This is a genomic window from Streptomyces sp. NPDC058239 (genome assembly GCF_042882185.1).
GTDB lineage: Bacteria > Actinomycetota > Actinomycetes > Streptomycetales > Streptomycetaceae > Streptomyces.
On the sequence record NZ_JBHVWS010000009.1, the window covers coordinates 1 to 18,054 of the forward strand.

Annotated in this window: 10 protein-coding genes; 8 read left to right on the plus strand and 2 right to left on the minus strand. The window is 70.3% G+C overall.

The window, feature by feature from the left end; translation table 11 throughout:
• Window positions 1–9: 9 nt before the first annotated feature.
• The 7 genes from ACFVYE_RS13235 (at window position 10) to ACFVYE_RS13265 (ending at window position 14,602) form a co-directional block, all read left to right on the plus strand.
• Window positions 10–5,379: an amino acid adenylation domain-containing protein gene (locus ACFVYE_RS13235; RefSeq protein WP_389605509.1), complete on the plus strand. Its 5,370-nt coding sequence runs from the start codon at window positions 10–12 to the stop codon at window positions 5,377–5,379.
• Window positions 5,380–5,429: 50 nt separating this feature from the next.
• The gene (locus tag ACFVYE_RS13240; RefSeq protein WP_383964114.1) at window positions 5,430–7,229 is read left to right on the plus strand and encodes a carbamoyltransferase; all 1,800 of its coding nucleotides are present in this window, start codon (window positions 5,430–5,432) and stop codon (window positions 7,227–7,229) included.
• A gap of 28 nt (window positions 7,230–7,257) precedes the next feature.
• Window positions 7,258–10,566: an amino acid adenylation domain-containing protein gene (locus tag ACFVYE_RS13245; RefSeq protein WP_389605511.1), complete on the plus strand. Its 3,309-nt coding sequence runs from the start codon at window positions 7,258–7,260 to the stop codon at window positions 10,564–10,566.
• Window positions 10,563–12,059, plus strand: coding sequence for an amino acid adenylation domain-containing protein (locus tag ACFVYE_RS13250; protein WP_389605513.1), 1,497 nt, complete (start codon window positions 10,563–10,565; stop codon window positions 12,057–12,059). The genes ACFVYE_RS13245 and ACFVYE_RS13250 overlap by 4 nt, the downstream gene beginning before the upstream one ends.
• A gap of 88 nt (window positions 12,060–12,147) precedes the next feature.
• Window positions 12,148–12,354 carry an MbtH family protein gene (locus ACFVYE_RS13255; protein WP_383964122.1) on the plus strand — a complete coding sequence of 69 codons (207 nt, stop codon included), beginning with the start codon at window positions 12,148–12,150 and terminating at the stop codon, window positions 12,352–12,354.
• An 89-nt stretch (window positions 12,355–12,443) separates the two neighbouring features.
• Window positions 12,444–13,730: an MFS transporter gene (locus ACFVYE_RS13260; RefSeq protein WP_383964125.1), complete on the plus strand. Its 1,287-nt coding sequence runs from the start codon at window positions 12,444–12,446 to the stop codon at window positions 13,728–13,730.
• 134 nt (window positions 13,731–13,864) lie between these two features.
• Entirely contained in the window at window positions 13,865–14,602 is a 738-nt protein-coding gene (locus tag ACFVYE_RS13265; protein WP_383964128.1) for an SDR family oxidoreductase, read from the plus strand.
• Window positions 14,603–14,623: 21 nt separating this feature from the next.
• Here the strand turns inward: ACFVYE_RS13265 and ACFVYE_RS13270 are convergent, their stop codons facing one another.
• Both ACFVYE_RS13270 and ACFVYE_RS13275 read right to left on the minus strand, forming a co-directional pair.
• On the minus strand, window positions 14,624–14,812 hold the full coding sequence (locus ACFVYE_RS13270) for a ferredoxin (RefSeq protein WP_383964131.1): 189 nt from the start codon (window positions 14,810–14,812) through the stop codon (window positions 14,624–14,626).
• A 31-nt stretch (window positions 14,813–14,843) separates the two neighbouring features.
• The gene (locus ACFVYE_RS13275; protein ID WP_383964134.1) at window positions 14,844–16,040 is read right to left on the minus strand and encodes a cytochrome P450; all 1,197 of its coding nucleotides are present in this window, start codon (window positions 16,038–16,040) and stop codon (window positions 14,844–14,846) included.
• Between the two features lie 615 nt (window positions 16,041–16,655).
• Here ACFVYE_RS13275 and ACFVYE_RS13280 point away from each other — a divergent pair.
• Window positions 16,656–17,996 (plus strand): glycosyltransferase family 39 protein, encoded by a 1,341-nt coding sequence (locus ACFVYE_RS13280; protein WP_383964137.1) that lies wholly within the window; start codon window positions 16,656–16,658, stop codon window positions 17,994–17,996.
• Window positions 17,997–18,054 lie beyond the last annotated feature (58 nt).

The following is an 18,054-nucleotide window of genomic DNA, read 5'->3' on the forward strand; positions in this document are numbered from 1 at the left end:
CACGCCAACGTGACCCGCCTCTTCAACGCCGTCCAACAACGCCTCCCCTTCGGCCCCGACGACACCTGGACCCTCTTCCACAGCTACGCCTTCGACTTCTCCGTCTGGGAAATATGGGGAGCCCTCACCACCGGCGGACGCCTCGTCGTCGTCCCCTACCACACCAGCCGCGACACAGACGCCTTCTACACCCTCGTCCACGACCAGGCCATCACCCTCCTCAGCCAAACACCATCAGCCTTCCGCCAATTCGAAGCAACCGACCAGACCCACAACCACGACCTCGCCCTACGCGCCATCGTCTTCGGCGGCGAAGCACTCGACACACCCTCCGTACGCCGCTGGACCAACCGCCACGGCTCCACCACACCCCGCCTCATCAACATGTACGGCATCACCGAAACCACCGTCCACGTCACCACCAACGAAATCGACGAACACCAACTGGACAACAGCACCACCAGAATCGGACGGGCCCTCCCCGACCTCCGAATCCATGTCCTCGACCCGTACGGGAACCCCACCCCGATCGGAGTGGTCGGAGAACTCCACATCGGCGGCGCGGGCCTGGCACGTGGCTACACCGGTCAACCCGCGCTCACCGCACAACGATTCGTCCCCGATCACCTGAAGCCGGCCCCCGGTGCCCGCCTCTACCGCAGTGGCGACCTCGCCCGCTGGACGGCCAGCGGCGAACTGGAGTACCTCGGCCGGGCCGACGCACAGGTCAAGATCCGCGGCTACCGCATCGAACTCGGCGAGATCGAGGACCAGTTGGCTCGGGTGGCCGGTCTGCGTGAGGTCGTTGTCCTTCCGTATCAGGAGGCGAACGGCCGTACGGATCTGGTCTCCTATCTCGTACCGGAGCCGGACGCCGACCGGCCCACCACCAGTGAACTCCGGGAAGCCCTCGCCGGCCACCTCCCCGACTACATGATCCCGAGGAACTTCGTCCTCCTCGATGCCCTCCCGCTCACCCCGCAGGGCAAGCTCAACCACCGGGCGTTGCCCGCTCCGACAACCGAACGCCCTGAACTGGCAGCCGAGTTCATCGCTCCGCTGCCCGGGACGGAGGAGCTGCTCGCGGGGATCTGGAGCAACGTTCTCGGCGTCGACCGCATCGGCCGCCACGACAACTTCTTCGACCTCGGCGGCGACTCCATCCGCAGCATCCAGATACTCGGCCGAGCCCGCGACAACGGAATCACCTTCCACCTCCAAGACCTCTTCCACCACCCCACACTCGCCGACCTCGCCACCACCACAACCACAACACAACCCACCACCACACCACCCACCACCCAGCCCTTCTCCCTCATCACACCCCACGACCGCGACCGGCTCCCCGACCACCTCGACGACGCCTACCCCATGGCCGAACTCCAGGTCGGCATGGTCTACGAAATGCAACGCGACCCCGACCGCAACCCCTATCTGAACGTCGAGAACCTTCCGGTCGCCGGTCCGTTCGACGCTCCCGTCTTCCGGCGGGCTCTCGCGCTGGTGGTGAAGCGGCATCCCATCCTGCGTACGTCATTGGCGCTGACCGGGTACAGCAAGCCGCTCCAACTGGTGCACACGGACGCCGATGTGCAGCTGACGGTGCTGGATCTGCGGGGTCTCGGGGACGACGCGCAGCGCACGGCTCTGCGGGAGTGCGTCCGTACCGAGCGGGCGAAGGTGTTCGACATCGGTGCGGCGCCGCTGTGCCGGATGACGGTCCATGTGCTGTCCGACGACGCCTTCCAGTGGACCGTCACCGACCACCACGCCATCCTCGACGGCTGGAGCCTCGCCTCCACCCTCGCCGAAATCATCGACACCTACCACACCCTCCTCGACGGCAGCACCCCATCACTCCCACCCCTCCGCTCCACCTACCGCGACTACATCGCAGCCGAACAAAACGCACTCACCACCCCCGCACACACCACCTACTGGCTGGACCTCCTCACCGACCGCCCCGACACCCGCCTCCCCCGCGATTCGGCCGAGCTGTCCGACGAGCCGGGCTACCGCAGCGTCACCACGCATCTGTCCCCGCAGCTCCTCGCCGCTCTGGAGCACGGTGCCGCGCAGGCCGGTGTTCCGCTCAAGGCAGTACTGCTGGCCGCCCATCTGCGTGCGTTGAGCCTGGCGACGGGAAGCCCGGATGTCATCACCGGGCTGACGGCCAACGGGCGGCTGGAGGAGACCGATGGGGCCGAGGTACGGGGGCTCTTCCTCAACACCGTGCCGTTCAGGCTCCGTCTCCCGGAGGGCAGTTGGGCCGATCTGGCGCGGGCCGTGTTCGACGCCGAGCGCGAGATGCTGCCGCACCGCAGGTATCCGATGGCCGCGCTCCGGCGCGAGCTGGGCGGCGCCCCGCTCTTCGAGGTCAACTTCACCTACAACAGCTTTCCGCAGTTCGGTGCGCTCGCCGAGGCGGGTGCGCTGGCCAAGGAGGGACCGGGCAGCGACGTCCCCGGCGTGGCCCCCACGAGCTTCCCGTTCAGCGTCACGCTCAGCCGGGAATCGGTGCTCGGCGGGATGTGGATGGAGCTGGAGTACGACACCGCGGAGCTGTCGGCCGACCAGGTCACCCGGTTGCGCGACTACCACCTGCGGGCACTGGAGGCGGTGGCGGCGGACATCGGTGCCGACGCGCACGGGGCGCCGTTGCTGAGCGAGGCCGAGCAGGCGCTGCTCGACATGCTGAACTACACAACGGACGCCCGGGCGGCCGGCAGGGTTCCGGTGCACGAACTGCTGCGGCGGCAGGCCGCCCGTACCCCGGACGCGCTCGCGATCGAGGACGGCGAGACACGGATCAGCTTCGCCCGGCTGGATGCGGACAGCGATCGCCTCGCCCGGCGGCTGCGTCGGGACGGGGTACGTCACGGCGATCTCATCGGCATCTTCCTGCGGCCCGGATCGGCCGCACTGACCACCTTCTGGGCGGTGTGGAAGGCGGGGGCCGCGTTCGTCCCGCTCGATCCCGGGCTGCCGGGGCACCGCCTGCGGTCGATGCTGGAACAGGCCCGGCCCGTTCTGCTGATCACCGACGATCCGCAGGCCGCCCCCGTCGGTCACCGACTGCTCGACCTGTCGGCCGTCACGCACGAGCCGGGCGCGGAGGGGGCCGGGACGCGGTCCGGGGCCGGCCGGGACAGTGCCGCGCTGCCGTCCGTGAGCACGCGGGATCTGGCGTATGTGATGTTCACGTCCGGCACCACCGGTGGTCCCAAGGGCGTCATGATCGAGCACGGCAGCCTCGCCGCCTATGCGGTGGGTACGCCGCTGGGGCGCACTCGCTCGCTGGGTGCCGGGAGGCCGCTGCGGGTGGTGACCGGCACGTCGGCGTACATCTCCGACTTCCTGCTGGCGCAGGTTCTTCTGGTGCTCGACGGTCACACGCTGTGTGTGCTGAGCGAGGAGCAGCGGCGTGACCCCGGGCATCTCGTCTCCCTCGCCCATGACCGTGAGCGGGCCGTGGACGTCATCGACACGACCACCGTCCAGCTTCAGCTCCTGGTCGAGCAAGGGCTGCTGGATGCGCCGTGGCCGCCCCGGCTGCTCGTCTTCGGCGGCGAGGCGTGCCCGCCCGATCTGTGGGCGGCGCTGGGCGAACGGTCCGGCGTGCGGGCGTTCAACAGTTACGGGCCGGCGGAGGCGACGGTCGAGGCGACCGTGGCGCGTGTGACCGGTGGCGGCGGGCCCGTCATCGGGCGGCCCTGCGCCAACACCCGGATCCATCTCCTGGACACCGCAGGGCATGAAGTGCCGCCCGGCACCGCGGGTGAGATCTGCGTCGGCGGCGCCGGGGTGGGCCGGGGCTACCTCGGTCGGCCCGGGGTCACGGCCGAGCGTTTCGTGCCGGATCCCTGGGGCCCGGCGGGCAGCCGTCTCTACCGTACGGGTGACGTCGGCCGTCTCACGGAATCCGGCGTGCTGGAGTTCCTGGGGCGGGTGGATCACCAGCTGAAGGTGCTCGGCGAGCGCGTCGAGCCGGAGGAGGTCGAGGCGGTGCTGCGCGCCCATCCGGGTGTGGCCGCCGCGGTCGTCGGTCGTCATCCGGACCACGAGGGGCTGCTGGCGAACGTCGTACCGGCCCAGGGCGGTGCCCCGGACCAGCGGGAACTGCGACGGCATGCCGCCTCCCGGCTGTCGTCGGCGGCGGTTCCGGCGCACTTCGTGGTGGTCGACGCATTGCCGCTCACCCCGGCCGGAAAGCTGGACCGTGGCGCTCTGCTGACCACCGGCCCCGGCTCGGGGCCCGAGGGAACCGAAGGTCCTGAAGGAGTCGGAGGTCCGGGCGAACCGGGCCGTGGAGCGGCGGAGTCGGCGTTCTCCCGGACGGAGCGGCGCGTCGCCGAGGTGTGGCGCAAGCTCCTCGGCCTTCGCGCCGGCCGGCAGGACGACTTCTTCACGATCGGCGGGCACAGTCTGCTGGCCGTACGGCTCGCGGGTGAGCTGGGCGCCGCGTTCGGCACCACGGTTCCGCTGCCGCAGCTGTACAGCACTCCCACACTGGCGGGTCAGGCGGCGTACCTCGACGATGCCCGGCACGCGCGGGAGCGCAGGGGCCGAAGCGGTGGCCTGCGCAGCGTCATCGGCCTCGGCGGCTCTCCCGGCCTCCAGCCGCTGGTGCTGGTGCATCCGCTCGGTGGCACGCTCTTCTGCTACCGGGATCTGACGGCCCGGGTCGCGGACTCCTTCGAGGTCCTGGGGGTCCAGGGGGACCTGATGGGCGGCGGGGACACGGCGGACTTCGCCTCGCTGGCATCGGGTTATGCCCGCGAACTGGCGCCCCTGCTCCGGGGGCGGCGGCCCGTGATCGCCGGCTGGTCGGCCGGCGGTGTGCTGGCGCACGAGGTCGCCTCTCGGCTGGCGGACCGGGGCATCGTGGCCGATCGTGTCGTCATCATCGACGCCGCTCCCCAGCAGGGGCCGGACGCGGCGGAGGACGCGGCGGCGCTGGAGCGGCTGCGTACCGATGTGGCACGGCTGGGACCGCGCCGGCTCCTGGCGGAGCACGCCATCGACGACGTGCTGCGGCTGCTCGGCGTGGACGCGGAGGCGCTGGCGGAGCTGAACGGGCCCGTCACCGCGTCACTCATGGAGTTCTGGCAGGGGATGCTGTCCGGCCTGGCCGGACACCGGCCCTCCCCCTACCCGGGCCCCGTGCACCTCGTGGTGTCCCGCCGGGGTGAGGAGGCGGCCGTCCGTGCCGCGATCACCGGATGGGAGCGGTTCGCCGAAACGCTCCGTGTCTCGTACGCCGACGGCGACCACTACCAGCTCATGCGGGAGCCCTGGATCGGGGACGTGGCAGAGGTATTCGCCGGCCCGGACGATCCGACAGATCAGACCGACGGGGGCGTGTCCGGCCGGTCCTGATCCGCCGTACACATCCGAATCCGGCTGGACCCTTTCGAAAGGAACTCGACGTGCTGGTGCTCGGTGTCAGCGGACTCGACCGATCATTGTCCGTGAAGAAGAACATGCTGCCCGGTCTGGACTGGCGGGAACAGCGTGTGGTGCAGGGCCTCGACTCGGCCGCGGCCCTGGTCGGGGAGCAGGGCGTGATCGCCGCCTCGGCGCAGGAGCGGCACGACGGGGTGAAAGGTACGGGCGCGTTCCCCGTCGACGCGGTCGAGGCGTGCCTGCGGATGGCAGGAGTCACCCTGGACGACGTCGACTTCGTCGCGCACGGCTTCCGGTACGAGCCGTCCGTCGCGTTCGAGCGCGATGAGTTCGCCCGGCGTTGGTACCGGGAGGTGTACAGCGAGGACGTGCAGTACGAGGTGTTGCGCGCGCACTATCCGGACCAGGACTGGGAGCGCAAGTTCGTCCGGGTGGGCCACCATGTCGCCCATGCCGCCAGCAGCTACTACCTGAGCGGGTTCCCCGACGCGACGGTTCTGGTGGCCGACGGTATGGGCGAGGCCGAGTCCACGTCGGTCCTGCGGGGCAGCGGTGACGCGTTGCACGGTGTGCGCAGCTACTCCATATCCGCGTCGCTGGGAATCCTCTACAGCGTCGTCACCCAGTACCTGGGGTTCCTGCCGGGGATGGACGAGTACAAGGTGATGGGCCTGGCGCCCTACGGGGACGCGAGCCGGTACGCGAATGTGGCGGACGAGCTGGTGCGCAGGGCTCCGGGCGGACGGCTGCTGACCCCCGTCCTGGCGCACGACAAGTCGCCGACGGAGCGCGAGACGCACCGGGGGGCCATCCGTCGGCTGGAGGAGCTGTTCGGTCCGGCCCGGCATCCGGAGGCATCGCTCGACCAGCGGCACATGGATGTCGCGGCGACCGTCCAGCGCAAGCTGGAGGAGAGCCTCCTGTATGTCCTGCGCGAGACGGCCGATGGCGCGGGCGGCTCCCGCAATCTGTGTATGGCGGGTGGTGTCGCGCTGAACTGCACGGCCAACGGTGTGATCGCCCGCAGCGGTCTGTTCGACCGGATGTTCGTGCAGCCGGCGTCGGGGGACGACGGTACGGCTCTCGGCGCGGCTCTGTGGCAGCTCCAGCAGCACATACCGGCGCCGCCGGCCCCGATGACGATGCCGTACTGGGGCGAGGAGTTCGACGACGCGGACATCGAGACGCAGCTGCGTGGGCTGGGTGCCGGATTCACCGTACGGAAGCTGGCCGAGGACGAGCTGCTGGCCGAGGTGTCGTCGCTGATCGGCGCGGGCAAGGTCGTCTCCTGGTTCCAGGGGCGGATGGAGTTCGGCCCGCGTGCGCTGGGCAACCGGAGCATCCTCGCGGACCCGGCATCGCCCGGCATGCGTGCCCATCTGAACACCGTCGTGAAGCAGCGTGAGGAGTTCCGGCCGTTCGCGCCGGCCGTGCTGGCGGAGGAGGCGAGCACCTACTTCGAGATCGAGCCGGGTCAGGAGTCGATGTACCGTCACATGCTGTTCGTGGCGCAGGTGCGGCCGGAGTACCGCGACAAGCTGCCGTCGATCACGCATGTCGACGGCTCGGCCCGGGTGCAGACCGTCGACCGGGAGAGCGCGCCGAGGTTCTGGCGCCTGATCCGCCGGGTCGGTGACGACCGGGGCATCCCGATGGTGGTCAACACCTCGTTCAATCTGCGCGGCCAGCCGATCGTGCGGACGCCGGACGTCGCGGTCGCCACGTACGCCCGCTCGACGCTGGACGCGCTGGCGATCGGCGACTGGCTGGTGACCCGCGACCAGCCGTCGGCCGACGGGACCGCAGGTGCGACCGATGAGTGAGCGGCCCGGCCCCGCCGGGGCACATTCCGTGACGGAGCTCCGTGAGGCCGTCGCCGCGATCTGGCGCGATGCCCTCGGTCTGGACGACGTCCGCGACGACTGCAACTTCTTCGACGAGGGCGGCGACTCCGTCCTCTCCGTGGAGGTGGCGATCTCGCTGCGGGAACTCACCGGCCAGGAGCTCGAACTGGACATCCTCTACGAGTACCCGGAGTTCGGCGCACTGTCGGCGGCGTTGAGCGCAGGCCCCGATGAGGGAGGGCCAAAGACGAGGGAGCTGACCGCCGCCGAGGAACGGCTGTGGACCGCCGAGCAGCTACACCCGGGGAGCGCTGCCTACCATCTCGCCGTCCGTTACCGCTTCCCCGGCGGTCTCGACGTCATCAGGCTGCGCGCCGCGCTCGACACGCTGGCGGCCCGGCACGAGGCGCTGCGGCGCGGCTTCGTGAAGCCCGCGCTCTCACTGACCGCGCGGAAGGCCTCCGTGGCCTGCCGGTGGGTGGACGCGCGGGGCGTGTCGGACGAGAGTGTGCGCGAACTCGTCGACACCGAGGTGCGCACACCGTTCGACCTCGGCCGGCCTCCGCTGTTGCGGGCCCTTGTCGTGGACCGGGGCGACGCGGGCAGTGAACTGGTCCTGACCGTGCACCACTTGGTATGTGACGGGGTTTCGCTGGACCTCCTCGAAACACAGCTCCAGCAGCTCTACGAGGACGGCTCGGGTTCAGAGGGCACGGAGTGGGAGCGGGAGCCCGCCGGACGGCAGGCCGTGTCCGTACGGCCCCGGGATGCCGGGGCGGCGCTGGACCACTGGCGGACGATGCTCGCCGGCTGTCCCGGGGCACTGTCCCTGCCGCACGATCTGGCCCGCCCGGCGCGGCCCGGTGTCGGGGGCGCCGCCCATCGCATCGTGCTCACGGACGAGCAGGTGTCGACGATCCTGTCGTCGGCCGAGGAGGAGCGGCTCAGTCCGTTCATGGCGTGGGTGGCCGCCTATGTGACCGGCCTGGTCGCGGTGACGGGCGACCGGGACCTGGTGCTCGCCGTGCCGGCCTCGTCGCGGGGTCCCGCCCAGGCGGGCGAGGTCGGCATGTTCGTCGACACGCTGCCGCTGCGGTTCACCGTCCTGCCGGGGGCCACGGCCCGTGACGTGGTGCGGTTGGTGCGTCGTGTGGTGACCGGTGCCCTGGCTCATCAGCAGGTGCCGTTCCAGACGCTCGTCGAGGAGGTGCGGTCCGGCACCGACCGTTCGCGGGCCCCGCTGGCTCAGACCGCCCTCACCTACATGGACACCACTCGGTGCGGGCTGCGGTGGGACGGTCACAGCGCCGAGCGTGAGCAGATCGGCACGGGCACCGCGAAGTACGAGGTGCTGTGGCTGGTCACGCGGACCGGTCGCGGTACGGTCTGCGAACTGGAGTACTCCACGGACCTGTTCACCGACGAGGCGGCGGCCGCCCTGCACCAACGCATGGTGGCGGCCATCGGCGACGCCTTCGCACGGCCCGACGCCCCTCTGCCGGAGTGCGGTACGGACGCGCTCGACGTGTTCGTACCGATCCACGAAAGGGTGCACCGCCGGGCCGTGGAGCGCCCCGGCGCGGTGGCGGTGCGACACGGGCGGACGACGCTGACGTACGGGGAGCTGGACCGGCGGGCGAGCGTGCTGGCCGCCGGGCTCCGGACGGCCGGGATCGGCCGCGGCGCGGTGGTGGCCGTGCCCATGGAGCGCGGTATCGCGTCGGTCACCACATGCCTCGGCATCCTGTACGCGGGCGCCGCCTACCTGCCGGTGGACATCGCTCAGCCGGCCGAGCGCACCCGGCACATCGTGCGGACCGCGGCGACGGCGGCCGTCGTCCCGGACGACGCGGCGGCCGAACTGCTCGCGGAGGTGGTGCCCTCCCACCTGTTGGAGAAGCTGCTCGTCACCGACGAGGCCCCGGTGGCCCCGGCGGCAGTGACCGGAGCCGATGTTGCCTATGTGATCTGCACCTCGGGCTCGACCGGCCGTCCCAAGGCGGTGGTGGTGCCGCACCGTGCCGTCGCACGGCTCGTGCCGGACGCGGACTTCGTGACGTTCGGCCCCGCCGACCGGGTCGCGCACGTGTCCAATCCCGCCTTCGACGCGGCGACGCTGGAGATCTGGGGAGCTCTGGCCGGCGGCGGCACCCTCGTCGTCGCGGACCGGGACGTCCTGCTGTCACCGCGGCGGATGCGTTCCTTCCTCACCGACGAGGGCATCTCCGTCATGTTCCTCACCGTGACTCTCCTCAACCAGATGGTGGACTTCGCGCCGGACGCCTTCCGGGATCTGCGGGTGCTGCTCTTCGGCGGTGAGAAGCACGATGCGCGCAGGCTGGGGAAGCTGTTCGCGGCCGGCCCGCCCCCGACTGTGGTGAACGGCTACGGTCCCACCGAGAACACCACGTTCAGCACCACCCACGCGGTGACCGCCGAGGATCTCGCCGCGGGAGTGGTCCCCCTCGGCCGCCCTCTCCCGCGCAGCACGGCGTACGTCCTCGACGCATCCGGCCGGCAGGTCGGGGCCGGCGGGACCGGGGAACTGTACGTGGGCGGCGAGGGGCTCGCCCACGGCTACCTCGACGCCCCCGCGCAGACCGCCGAGGCCTTCGTCCCCGACCCGTTCGCCGGGCGTCCCGGGCAGCGGCTCTACCGCACGGGCGACCAGGTGCGGGTCCTGCCCGGTGAGCGGTACGAGTACGTGGGACGGCTCGACGACCAGGTGAAGGTGCGTGGACACCGCGTCGAACTCGCCGAGATCGAGGCGGCGGTACGGAGGCAGAACGGGGTGGCCGACGCCGTGGTGCACGCACGTCCGACGGACGACGGCATCGAGATCACCGCCTTCGTGGCACCGGACACCGCCGGGGACGGACCGGAGGCGGCCCTGGACGTCGCCGTGCTCGGGGACGGACTGCGCAGCGAACTGCCGCAGTACATGCTGCCGACGGTGATCGTCGTCGACCGCATCCCCGTCACCGCCAATGGAAAAGCGGACCGCGAGGCACTCCTGTCGGCGTCAGCCGGGGCCGGTGGCCGCGCCCGGGCGGAGTCCGCCGATCCGGCGCAGGACGGCGACCCGGTCGACGGCACGGTCACCGCGCTCTGGCAGGAGGTGCTTGGCACCGCAAGCGCCCTGCCCGAGGACAACTTCCTGAACGCGGGCGGACATTCCATCAAGGCCATGCGGCTGCTGGCCCTCCTCGGCGAGGAGCTGGACGTCACGATCGATCTGGTCGACTTCTTCGAGAACCCCACCCTGCGCGGGCTCACCACCCTCGTACGGCAGGAACTGACGGGAGGCGAACTGTGAACGCCGCTCCTTCTCTGGGCCGCTTCCTGCACTGGGCGCAGGTCCAGCCGGACGCCGTGGCGATCGTCGACGAGACCGGCGAACTCAGCTACGCGGCAATGGAGTCCGCCGCCCGCGCCCGTGCGGCGGGGCTGTCGGCCGACGGGGTGCGCCCCGGTACGCGGGTCGCCGTCGAGTGCGGGTACGGCACCGACTACGTGGTCGCTCTGCTGGCGACCTGGCTGCTGGACGCGGTGGCGGTGCCGCTCGATCCGGCCGCGCCGGCCGAGCGCCGCCGTCACCAGGTCCGACAGGCGGGCTGCGAGGCGGCCGTTCCCTTTCCGTACGCCGACGGCATCGTCCGCGCCGCCGTCGCCGACGTGATCTCCGGGCGGGCGACCGGGACCGCCGGCCCGCCGGACGCGGACGAGCCTGCCGCGTACATCCTGTTCACCTCGGGCTCGACCGGGCTCCCCAAGGGGGTGGAGATCGAGCACACCGGGCTGCTCACCATGCTGGACCACTTCTCCGGCGCCATGGGGCTGGGGCCGGGCGACCGGATGCTCGCGCACAGCAGCATCGTCTTCGACATGTCCGTGCCGGAGATGCTGGTGCCGCTGACGAGCGGCGGCACGATCGCAGTCGCTCCGTCGCGGTGTGCGCGCAACCCGGAGTTCTTCGCGAAATGGCTGCTCGCCCAGGAGCCCGGCGCCGCGTACGCCACACCCAGTCAGCTGCGGCTGCTGCTTCCCTTTCTGTCCGGTGAGCGGGCCTTCACCCACCTGGTCAGCGCCGGGGAGGCGCTGCCCGCCGCGCTGGCGCAGGAGTTGGACGGGATCGTCGGTACCTTGTGGAACGGGTACGGCCCCACCGAGACGACCGTCTGCGGGCTGTGCACCGAGGTCCGTCCCCCCTATCGGGACCCGTTGCCGATAGGCGTACCGATCACCGGTCTGCGCGCCCAGGTGCTGGACGGGTCGCGGCAGCCCGTTCCCGAGGGTGAGGTCGGTGAACTCTGCCTCTACGGGGTCGGCGTGGCGCGCGGCTACGTCGGTGCGCCCGGCCTCACCGCCCGGTCCTTCATCACCGGTCCCGACGGCTCCCGTGCCTATCTGACCGGCGACATGGTGCGGATCGGTGCCGACGGGCAGTTCTTCTTCCACGGCCGGATCGACGACCAGGTGAAGATCCGGGGACACCGTGTCGAGCTGGGCGAGATCGAGTCGGTCGCCGAGCGCACCCCAGGTGTCTCGCAGGCGGTCGCCCTGCTCACCGAAGCGCTGCGCGGGCGGGCCGAGTTGCATCTCGCCGTGGTGTGCCGGGCCGGGGCCGGCGAACCCGTCGGCCCCGGGGCGGCCGAGGCCGCACTGCGCGAACGCCTGCGGCGGGACCTGCCGGTCCACATGCGGCCGGGGCGCCTGTTGTTCTTCGACGAACTGCCGTGCAACGCCTCGGGGAAGACCGACCGCAACGGGGTGCGGCGGATCGTCGAGGAGCGCCTGAGACGTCCCTGAGCAAGGCACACGCACACCGTCACCGGTCGTGCGCCCGAACAGATCCTTCCAGTCGATTCAACCGTCAGTCAGGAAAGGCAGCGGACTCATGAGCGAGCAGACGACCGGCACCCGGTACAACGTGGTCCACAACGACGAGGAGCAGTACAGCCTCTGGGCCGAAGGGCGGCCGCTCCCGGCCGGCTGGCACCGCACGGACTTCAGCGGCGGGCGCGAGGAATGCCTGGCCCACATCGACGCGGTCTGGACGGACATGCGCCCCCGGAGCCTGCGGGTGGCCATGGGCGAGAACTGAGAGCTCACCGACCGAGGGCCGGGGAGAAAACCCGTCGTCGTACGGGTGCCTTCCCTGGCCGTATCCCCAGCCAGCAGTGGAGGTCAGCCGTGTGGGCGCTTCTTCGCCGCAATGCGCAGTTCCGTCGGATGTTCGCCGGCGAGGCGGTCTCCAGCTTCGGGGACAGCGCCATGTTTCTGTCACTCGCCATCTGGGCGAAGGACCTCACCGGCTCGAACGCCGCCGCCGGTCTGGTCATGCTGGCACTCACCGTGCCGGGCCTGTCCGCGCCCTTGCTGGGACACCTCGTGGACCGGGTGCATCGCAAACCGCTGCTGGTCAGGATGTACGGGGGCATGGCGGTTCTCGTGCTGTCGTTGCTGGCCGTCCGGGGCTCCGGCCAGTTGTGGATCATCTATGTGGTAGCCCTCGCCTACGGGGTGCTGGTCTCCACCCCCGCCCGCCAGGCACTGCTGAAAGACCTGCTGCCGTCGTCCGACGCCGTCCAGGCCAGGTCGCTCCTCATCGCCACCAGGGAGGGCGTGCGCATCGCCTCCCCGGTGGCCGGAGCCGGGGTGTACGTGGCGTTCGGCGGCGTCGCGCTGGCTGCGCTGGGGGCGCTCACACTGAGCGCAGCCGCGCTGCTGATCGGTTCGGTCAAGGTGGTCGAGTCGGAACCGGACCCTGTCGAGGAGTCCTTCGGCACCTCCCTCGCCGCCGGCCTGCGGTATCTGCGCGGCACACCGCTGCTGTTCCGGTTGACGCTGGCGATGGTCGTCTTCCTCGGCGGCATCGGAATGCTGGAGACCGCGGCCTTCGCCGCCGTCGATCACGGCCTGGGCCGCCCGGCGGCGTTCGTCGGGGTCATGGCGTCGATCCAGGGCGCCGGTTCCGCGCTCGGCGGTCTGATCTCCGGGACGGTGATACGGCGTCTGGGTGACGTCGGTACCAGCTGCGTGGGCTACGGGCTCGTCGCGCTGGGGCTGTTGCTGTGCGTCTCACGCGATGTGGCGCTCTTCCTCGTCGGAACGACACTCATCGGTGCGGGCCTGCCGTTCGTGGCCGTGGTGCTGGGCGCGGCGGTGCACCTGTATGCACCGGCCCGGATGCAGGGTCGCGTCAACGCCACGGTCAACACCGCGAAGGACGGGGCGCAGACCCTGTCGCTCACGGCGGGCGCGGCGCTGATCGGGGTGCTGGACTACCGGGTCATGTACCTGGTGATGACAGTGACCACGGTGGCGTGCGCGGTCAGTCTGCTGGTCCGCTCGATTCCCGCTCCGCAGGTGGTGCCGTCGGTGGCGGACGCCCCGGCCGACGAGGCTCCCGTACCGGGCGCGGCCCCCGTGCGCGAGCAGGACAGCGGCGCACCCGCGGGCGAGCCGCGGGTGGGGTGAGCCACGCCGTCCGGACCGCAGAACGAGCCGCGCCGATCGCTGTGTGGAAGGCTTCCACGACGAAGGGCGTACGGGGACGGAGCGTGTGCCCCGGACGCCCGCGGGGTCCGGAAACACTCGACGAAGGGTGCGACATGAAGTTCACAGTCCTGGGGGGACGCGGCCTGATCGGCACGCAGGTGGTCGAACGGCTGAAAGCGGCCGGCCAGGATGTGGTACCCGCTTCGCTGTCCACCGGAGTCGACGTGATCAGCGGCAAAGGCCTGGAGCAGGTTCTCGAGGGCGCCGATGTGGTGATCAACCTGACGAACTCCCCGGCATTCGACGAATCTTCCATCGACTTCTTCGAAACGTCGATGAACAACCTCGCGGCCGCGGCGGAGGCGGCCGGTGTCCGCCACCATGTGATTCTCTCGATCGTCGGTGTGGACCAAGTGCCGCAGTACGACTACTACCGGGCCAAGATCGCCCAGGAGAACATCCTCAAGAACGCACCGACGCCGTACTCGATCGTGCGCGCCACGCAGTTCTTCGAGTTCGTCGAAGCGATCCTGTCCTGGACGACCGATGGCGACACCGTCCGTCTGCCTTCCACCCCCCTGCAGCCGATGGCTGCTTCCGACGTCGCCGCGGCTGTCGTGCGGGCCGCGTCCGAAGCGCCGTTGCAGGGCATCCGGAACGTCGCGGGCCCTGACGTCTTCCCCCTCGACGAGCTCGGCCGGATCACTCTGGCCGCACACCCCGACGGCCGCCGCGTGGTCACCGACGACCGGGCGGGCATGTTCGCCCTGGTCACCGGAGACGTCCTGACCGCGCCGGCGGACGCCGACCGTGCCCCCACGCACTACACGGACTGGCTTCAGCAGCCGTAGCCGGACTGCTCCGCCGCCCCCCTATTCCACCGTGATCGCCTGCACCGGGCAGACGCGGGCGGCTTCCTTGACCATCGGGTCGTCCACGTCCTTCTCGTGACCCGGCAGCAGTTCGCTGAAGCCGTCGTCGTCCTGGGTGAAGACCTTCGGCGCGGTCAGCGCACACTGGCCGGCGCCGATGCACACATCCCTGTCGATACTGATCCGCATCACCACTGCATCCTTTCCAGGAGAGGTCCGGTCACCACGCCACGGGCAGTTCGAGCATGCCCTGGATCGTGTCGCCGGGCTTGAACGGGATCTCGTCGACGGGTGCCGCCAGCCGCAGCTGGGGCAGCCGGTCGAAGAGGGTGCGCAGTGCGATCTCCAGCTCGGCCCGCGCGAGATTCTGGCCGAGGCACTGATGGACCCCGAAGCCGAAGGCGACATGGTGGCGCGACTCCCGGCCGAGGTCCAGTTCGTCCGGCGCCGGGTACGCGGCTTCGTCGCGGTTGATCACCGAAGTGGACAGCACGACGCCCTCACCTGCCCGGATGGTCACCCCACCCACCTCGATGTCCTCCGTCGCCACCCGTGAGATGCCGTCGGCGATGGACAGGAATCGCAGCAACTCCTCGACCGCGGCGGGCATCAGATCCTCGGATGTGCGCAACCGGTCCAGCTGGTCCGGATACTGAAGAAGGGTGAACGTACCCAGCGAGATCATGTTCGCGGTCGTCTCGTGCCCCGCCACCAGCAGGATCTCGGCCAGCTGGACCAGTTCGTCGCGGCTGATGGCTCCGGTGTCGAGCTGCTGGGTGATGAGCTCGTCGAGCAACCCCTCGCCCCGGTCGGACCGCTTGCGTTCGATCAGTGACCTGAAGTACTCGTCGAGCGCCGCCCGCGCGGCCTCGATATCCGCAGCCCCGGGACCGCGCAGCAACCTGCGCGACTGGGACTCGAAGAAGTCGTGGTCGGCGTACGGAACACCCAGAAGCGCACAGATCACCATGGAGGGAACGGGCAGCGCGAAGGCGCTCACCAGATCGGTGGGCGGGCCCTGCTCGATCATGGCGTCCAGCAGCCCGTCCACGGTCTCCTGGATCCTCGGCCGCAATGCGGCGGTCCGCTTCACGGAGAAGCTCGGGATCAGCATCCGGCGCTGCGCGTTGTGCTCGGGGTCATCGACGCCGATCAGTTCGATACGCCGTTTGGTGCTCCGGGCCACCCGCTCCGTGAACACCGGGAACGCGGGGTTCTCCCGGTCGGCCGACAATCGCCGGTCGACCAGCAGCGCACGCGCCTCGGCATGCCCGGTCACCAGCCACACCCGGCGGCCGTCGAAGAGTCTGGCGGGAGACAGCGGCTTCTGCCCGTCGTCCTGCGACCGGTACTTCGCCGGCGGGTGGTACGGGCAGGTGCGGTCCTGCGGGAAGGAGACGGTCTCGGTGTCTGCCATGGCGGGCCTCGCAAAGAGGACGGAGGGGTTCCTACCGGTCTCCCCCACTAGATGCCTCAGTCACCTAACTAGTCTACGTAATGTTCAGCCAACTCGCCGGGTGTGCGGCCCCCCGGAAGCGTAACGCCGCGACGTGCGTCCCGCCCCGCGAGCCGCCGGCGGACACCGCCGCGCAGACCGGTAGCCCCGACGGCTGCTCCGGCCGGGCCGCCCGCACTGCGCTCGTGCCGGCCGAGCCCGGTGGCGAAGATGTGCAGGTCAAGATTGCGAGGAAGCGTCACGCTCTTGATCCGCTTGCCCTCCGGGACCTGGAACAGTGTGGTGGCAAGGACACGGACGGCAGAAAGAGGACACGGTGGTGCAGTGCAGCACGTCAGGGTGAACGTGCTCTGTGTGCCGTGGTGTTGCAGTCCGACATGGCGGCGGGGCGCTTAGGTTCGCGCGATGCCCCCGCTTCAAGACCGTCCGACAACCGTCGTGCACCGTCCCGCACCTGCGCTGTCAGCACAGAGACACTCCGGTCGTCTGGTGGTGGCCATTCCTGGGGTGGTCGCGCTCTGTTTTGCACTGTGGTCGATTGCCTCGCCGTCGCCGTGGACTGACGAAGTCGTCACGATGGCGGTCGCGCGTCGCTCCGGTCCGCAACTGGTTCGCTTGCTCGGCCAGGTGGATGCGGTGCACGGCCTGTACTACCTGTTGATGCACGGAGTGGGGCAGGTGTTCGGGGTGAGTGCGTGGTCGATGCGCCTGCCCTCGGCCCTGGCGGTGGCTGTTACGGCGGGCGGGACCGGCTGGCTGGGGCGCCGGCTGGCCGGTGGCCGGGCGGGCTGGTGGGCGGGGCTGCTCGTCTCCGCGATGCCCACCGTGTCGCGTTACGGGCAGGAGGCACGTTCCTACGCGCTGGTCCTGGCTGTCGCGGTGCTCGCCACGTGCGCGCTGTTGAAGGCCATGGACAGCAGCAGCCGGTGGTGGGCCGTGTACGGCGCCTCGGTGGGGCTGCTCGGCTGGCTGAACATGATGGCTCTGCTGCTGGCAGCCGCCCACGGGGTGGTTGTTGTGGTGAACGGGCCGGGCCGGCGGGTGATGTGGCGGTTCCTGGTGTCGCAGGCCGCGGGAATCGCGGCGCTCTCTCCGCTCCTGGCGTTCACGTTCACCCAGCGATCAGCGGTGGGAGAGGCCGAGCCCGTCGGGGCCGGCACACTGCCGGCGTTCCTGGGCTGGCTCCTGGTCCCGGGACAGGAGTACGTGCCCCACCGGATGAGGACCCTGCTGGCAGCTGCGGCGATCACGGCTCTGGCTCTCACCCTCACCCGGGTGCGCAAGATCCCCGGCCCGCTCGTCGTGGTCGCCGTGCCCTGGCTGGTCCTGCCGCCCGTGGTGCTCTTCGCCGCCTCCGTGCACGAATCGCACTTCGCCTACCGCTATCTGCTGTTCTGCCTGCCACCCGCAGCACTGCTCATCGGTGCTGCCTGCGCACACACGACGCGGTCGCGGCAACTCGTCGTGGGCCTTGCCCTGTCCGCTCTGTTCGTTCCGGCTCACGTGAACATCCGTCGGCAGGACAGCCGTGCCTGGGACACCACCGCCGTCATCCACATGGTGGATGCCCGGGCCATGCCCCATGACGGGTTTCTCATCTCGGGTGGCAGGTGCCCGTTGCTGGCAGCCGCCTACCCGCAGGTCTTCGATGGCCTCGACGACCTCGGGACCGCCGTGCCGGCAGCGCGCCGGGGAAGCCTGGACAACAAGCCGGTGCCGCCTGCCGTCCTGGCCCAGCGGCTGCCGCGGCCGTCGAGGGTCTGGCAGATCACCTGCCGTCACCTCTCCACCGGCATCCGCCACACATCCGCCGAGCGAACCGCTGCCCAGACGGCCCAGCTCATGCAGCAGGGCCAGATGTCGCTGGTCTACCGTCGCACGGTGCGGGGCATGGACCTCTCCCTCTATGAAAGGTGAGGTTGAGGGCCGCCGGTCGTTCAGCCTTTGTGCACAGAGGTGTTGCCTCCGTTTCGCC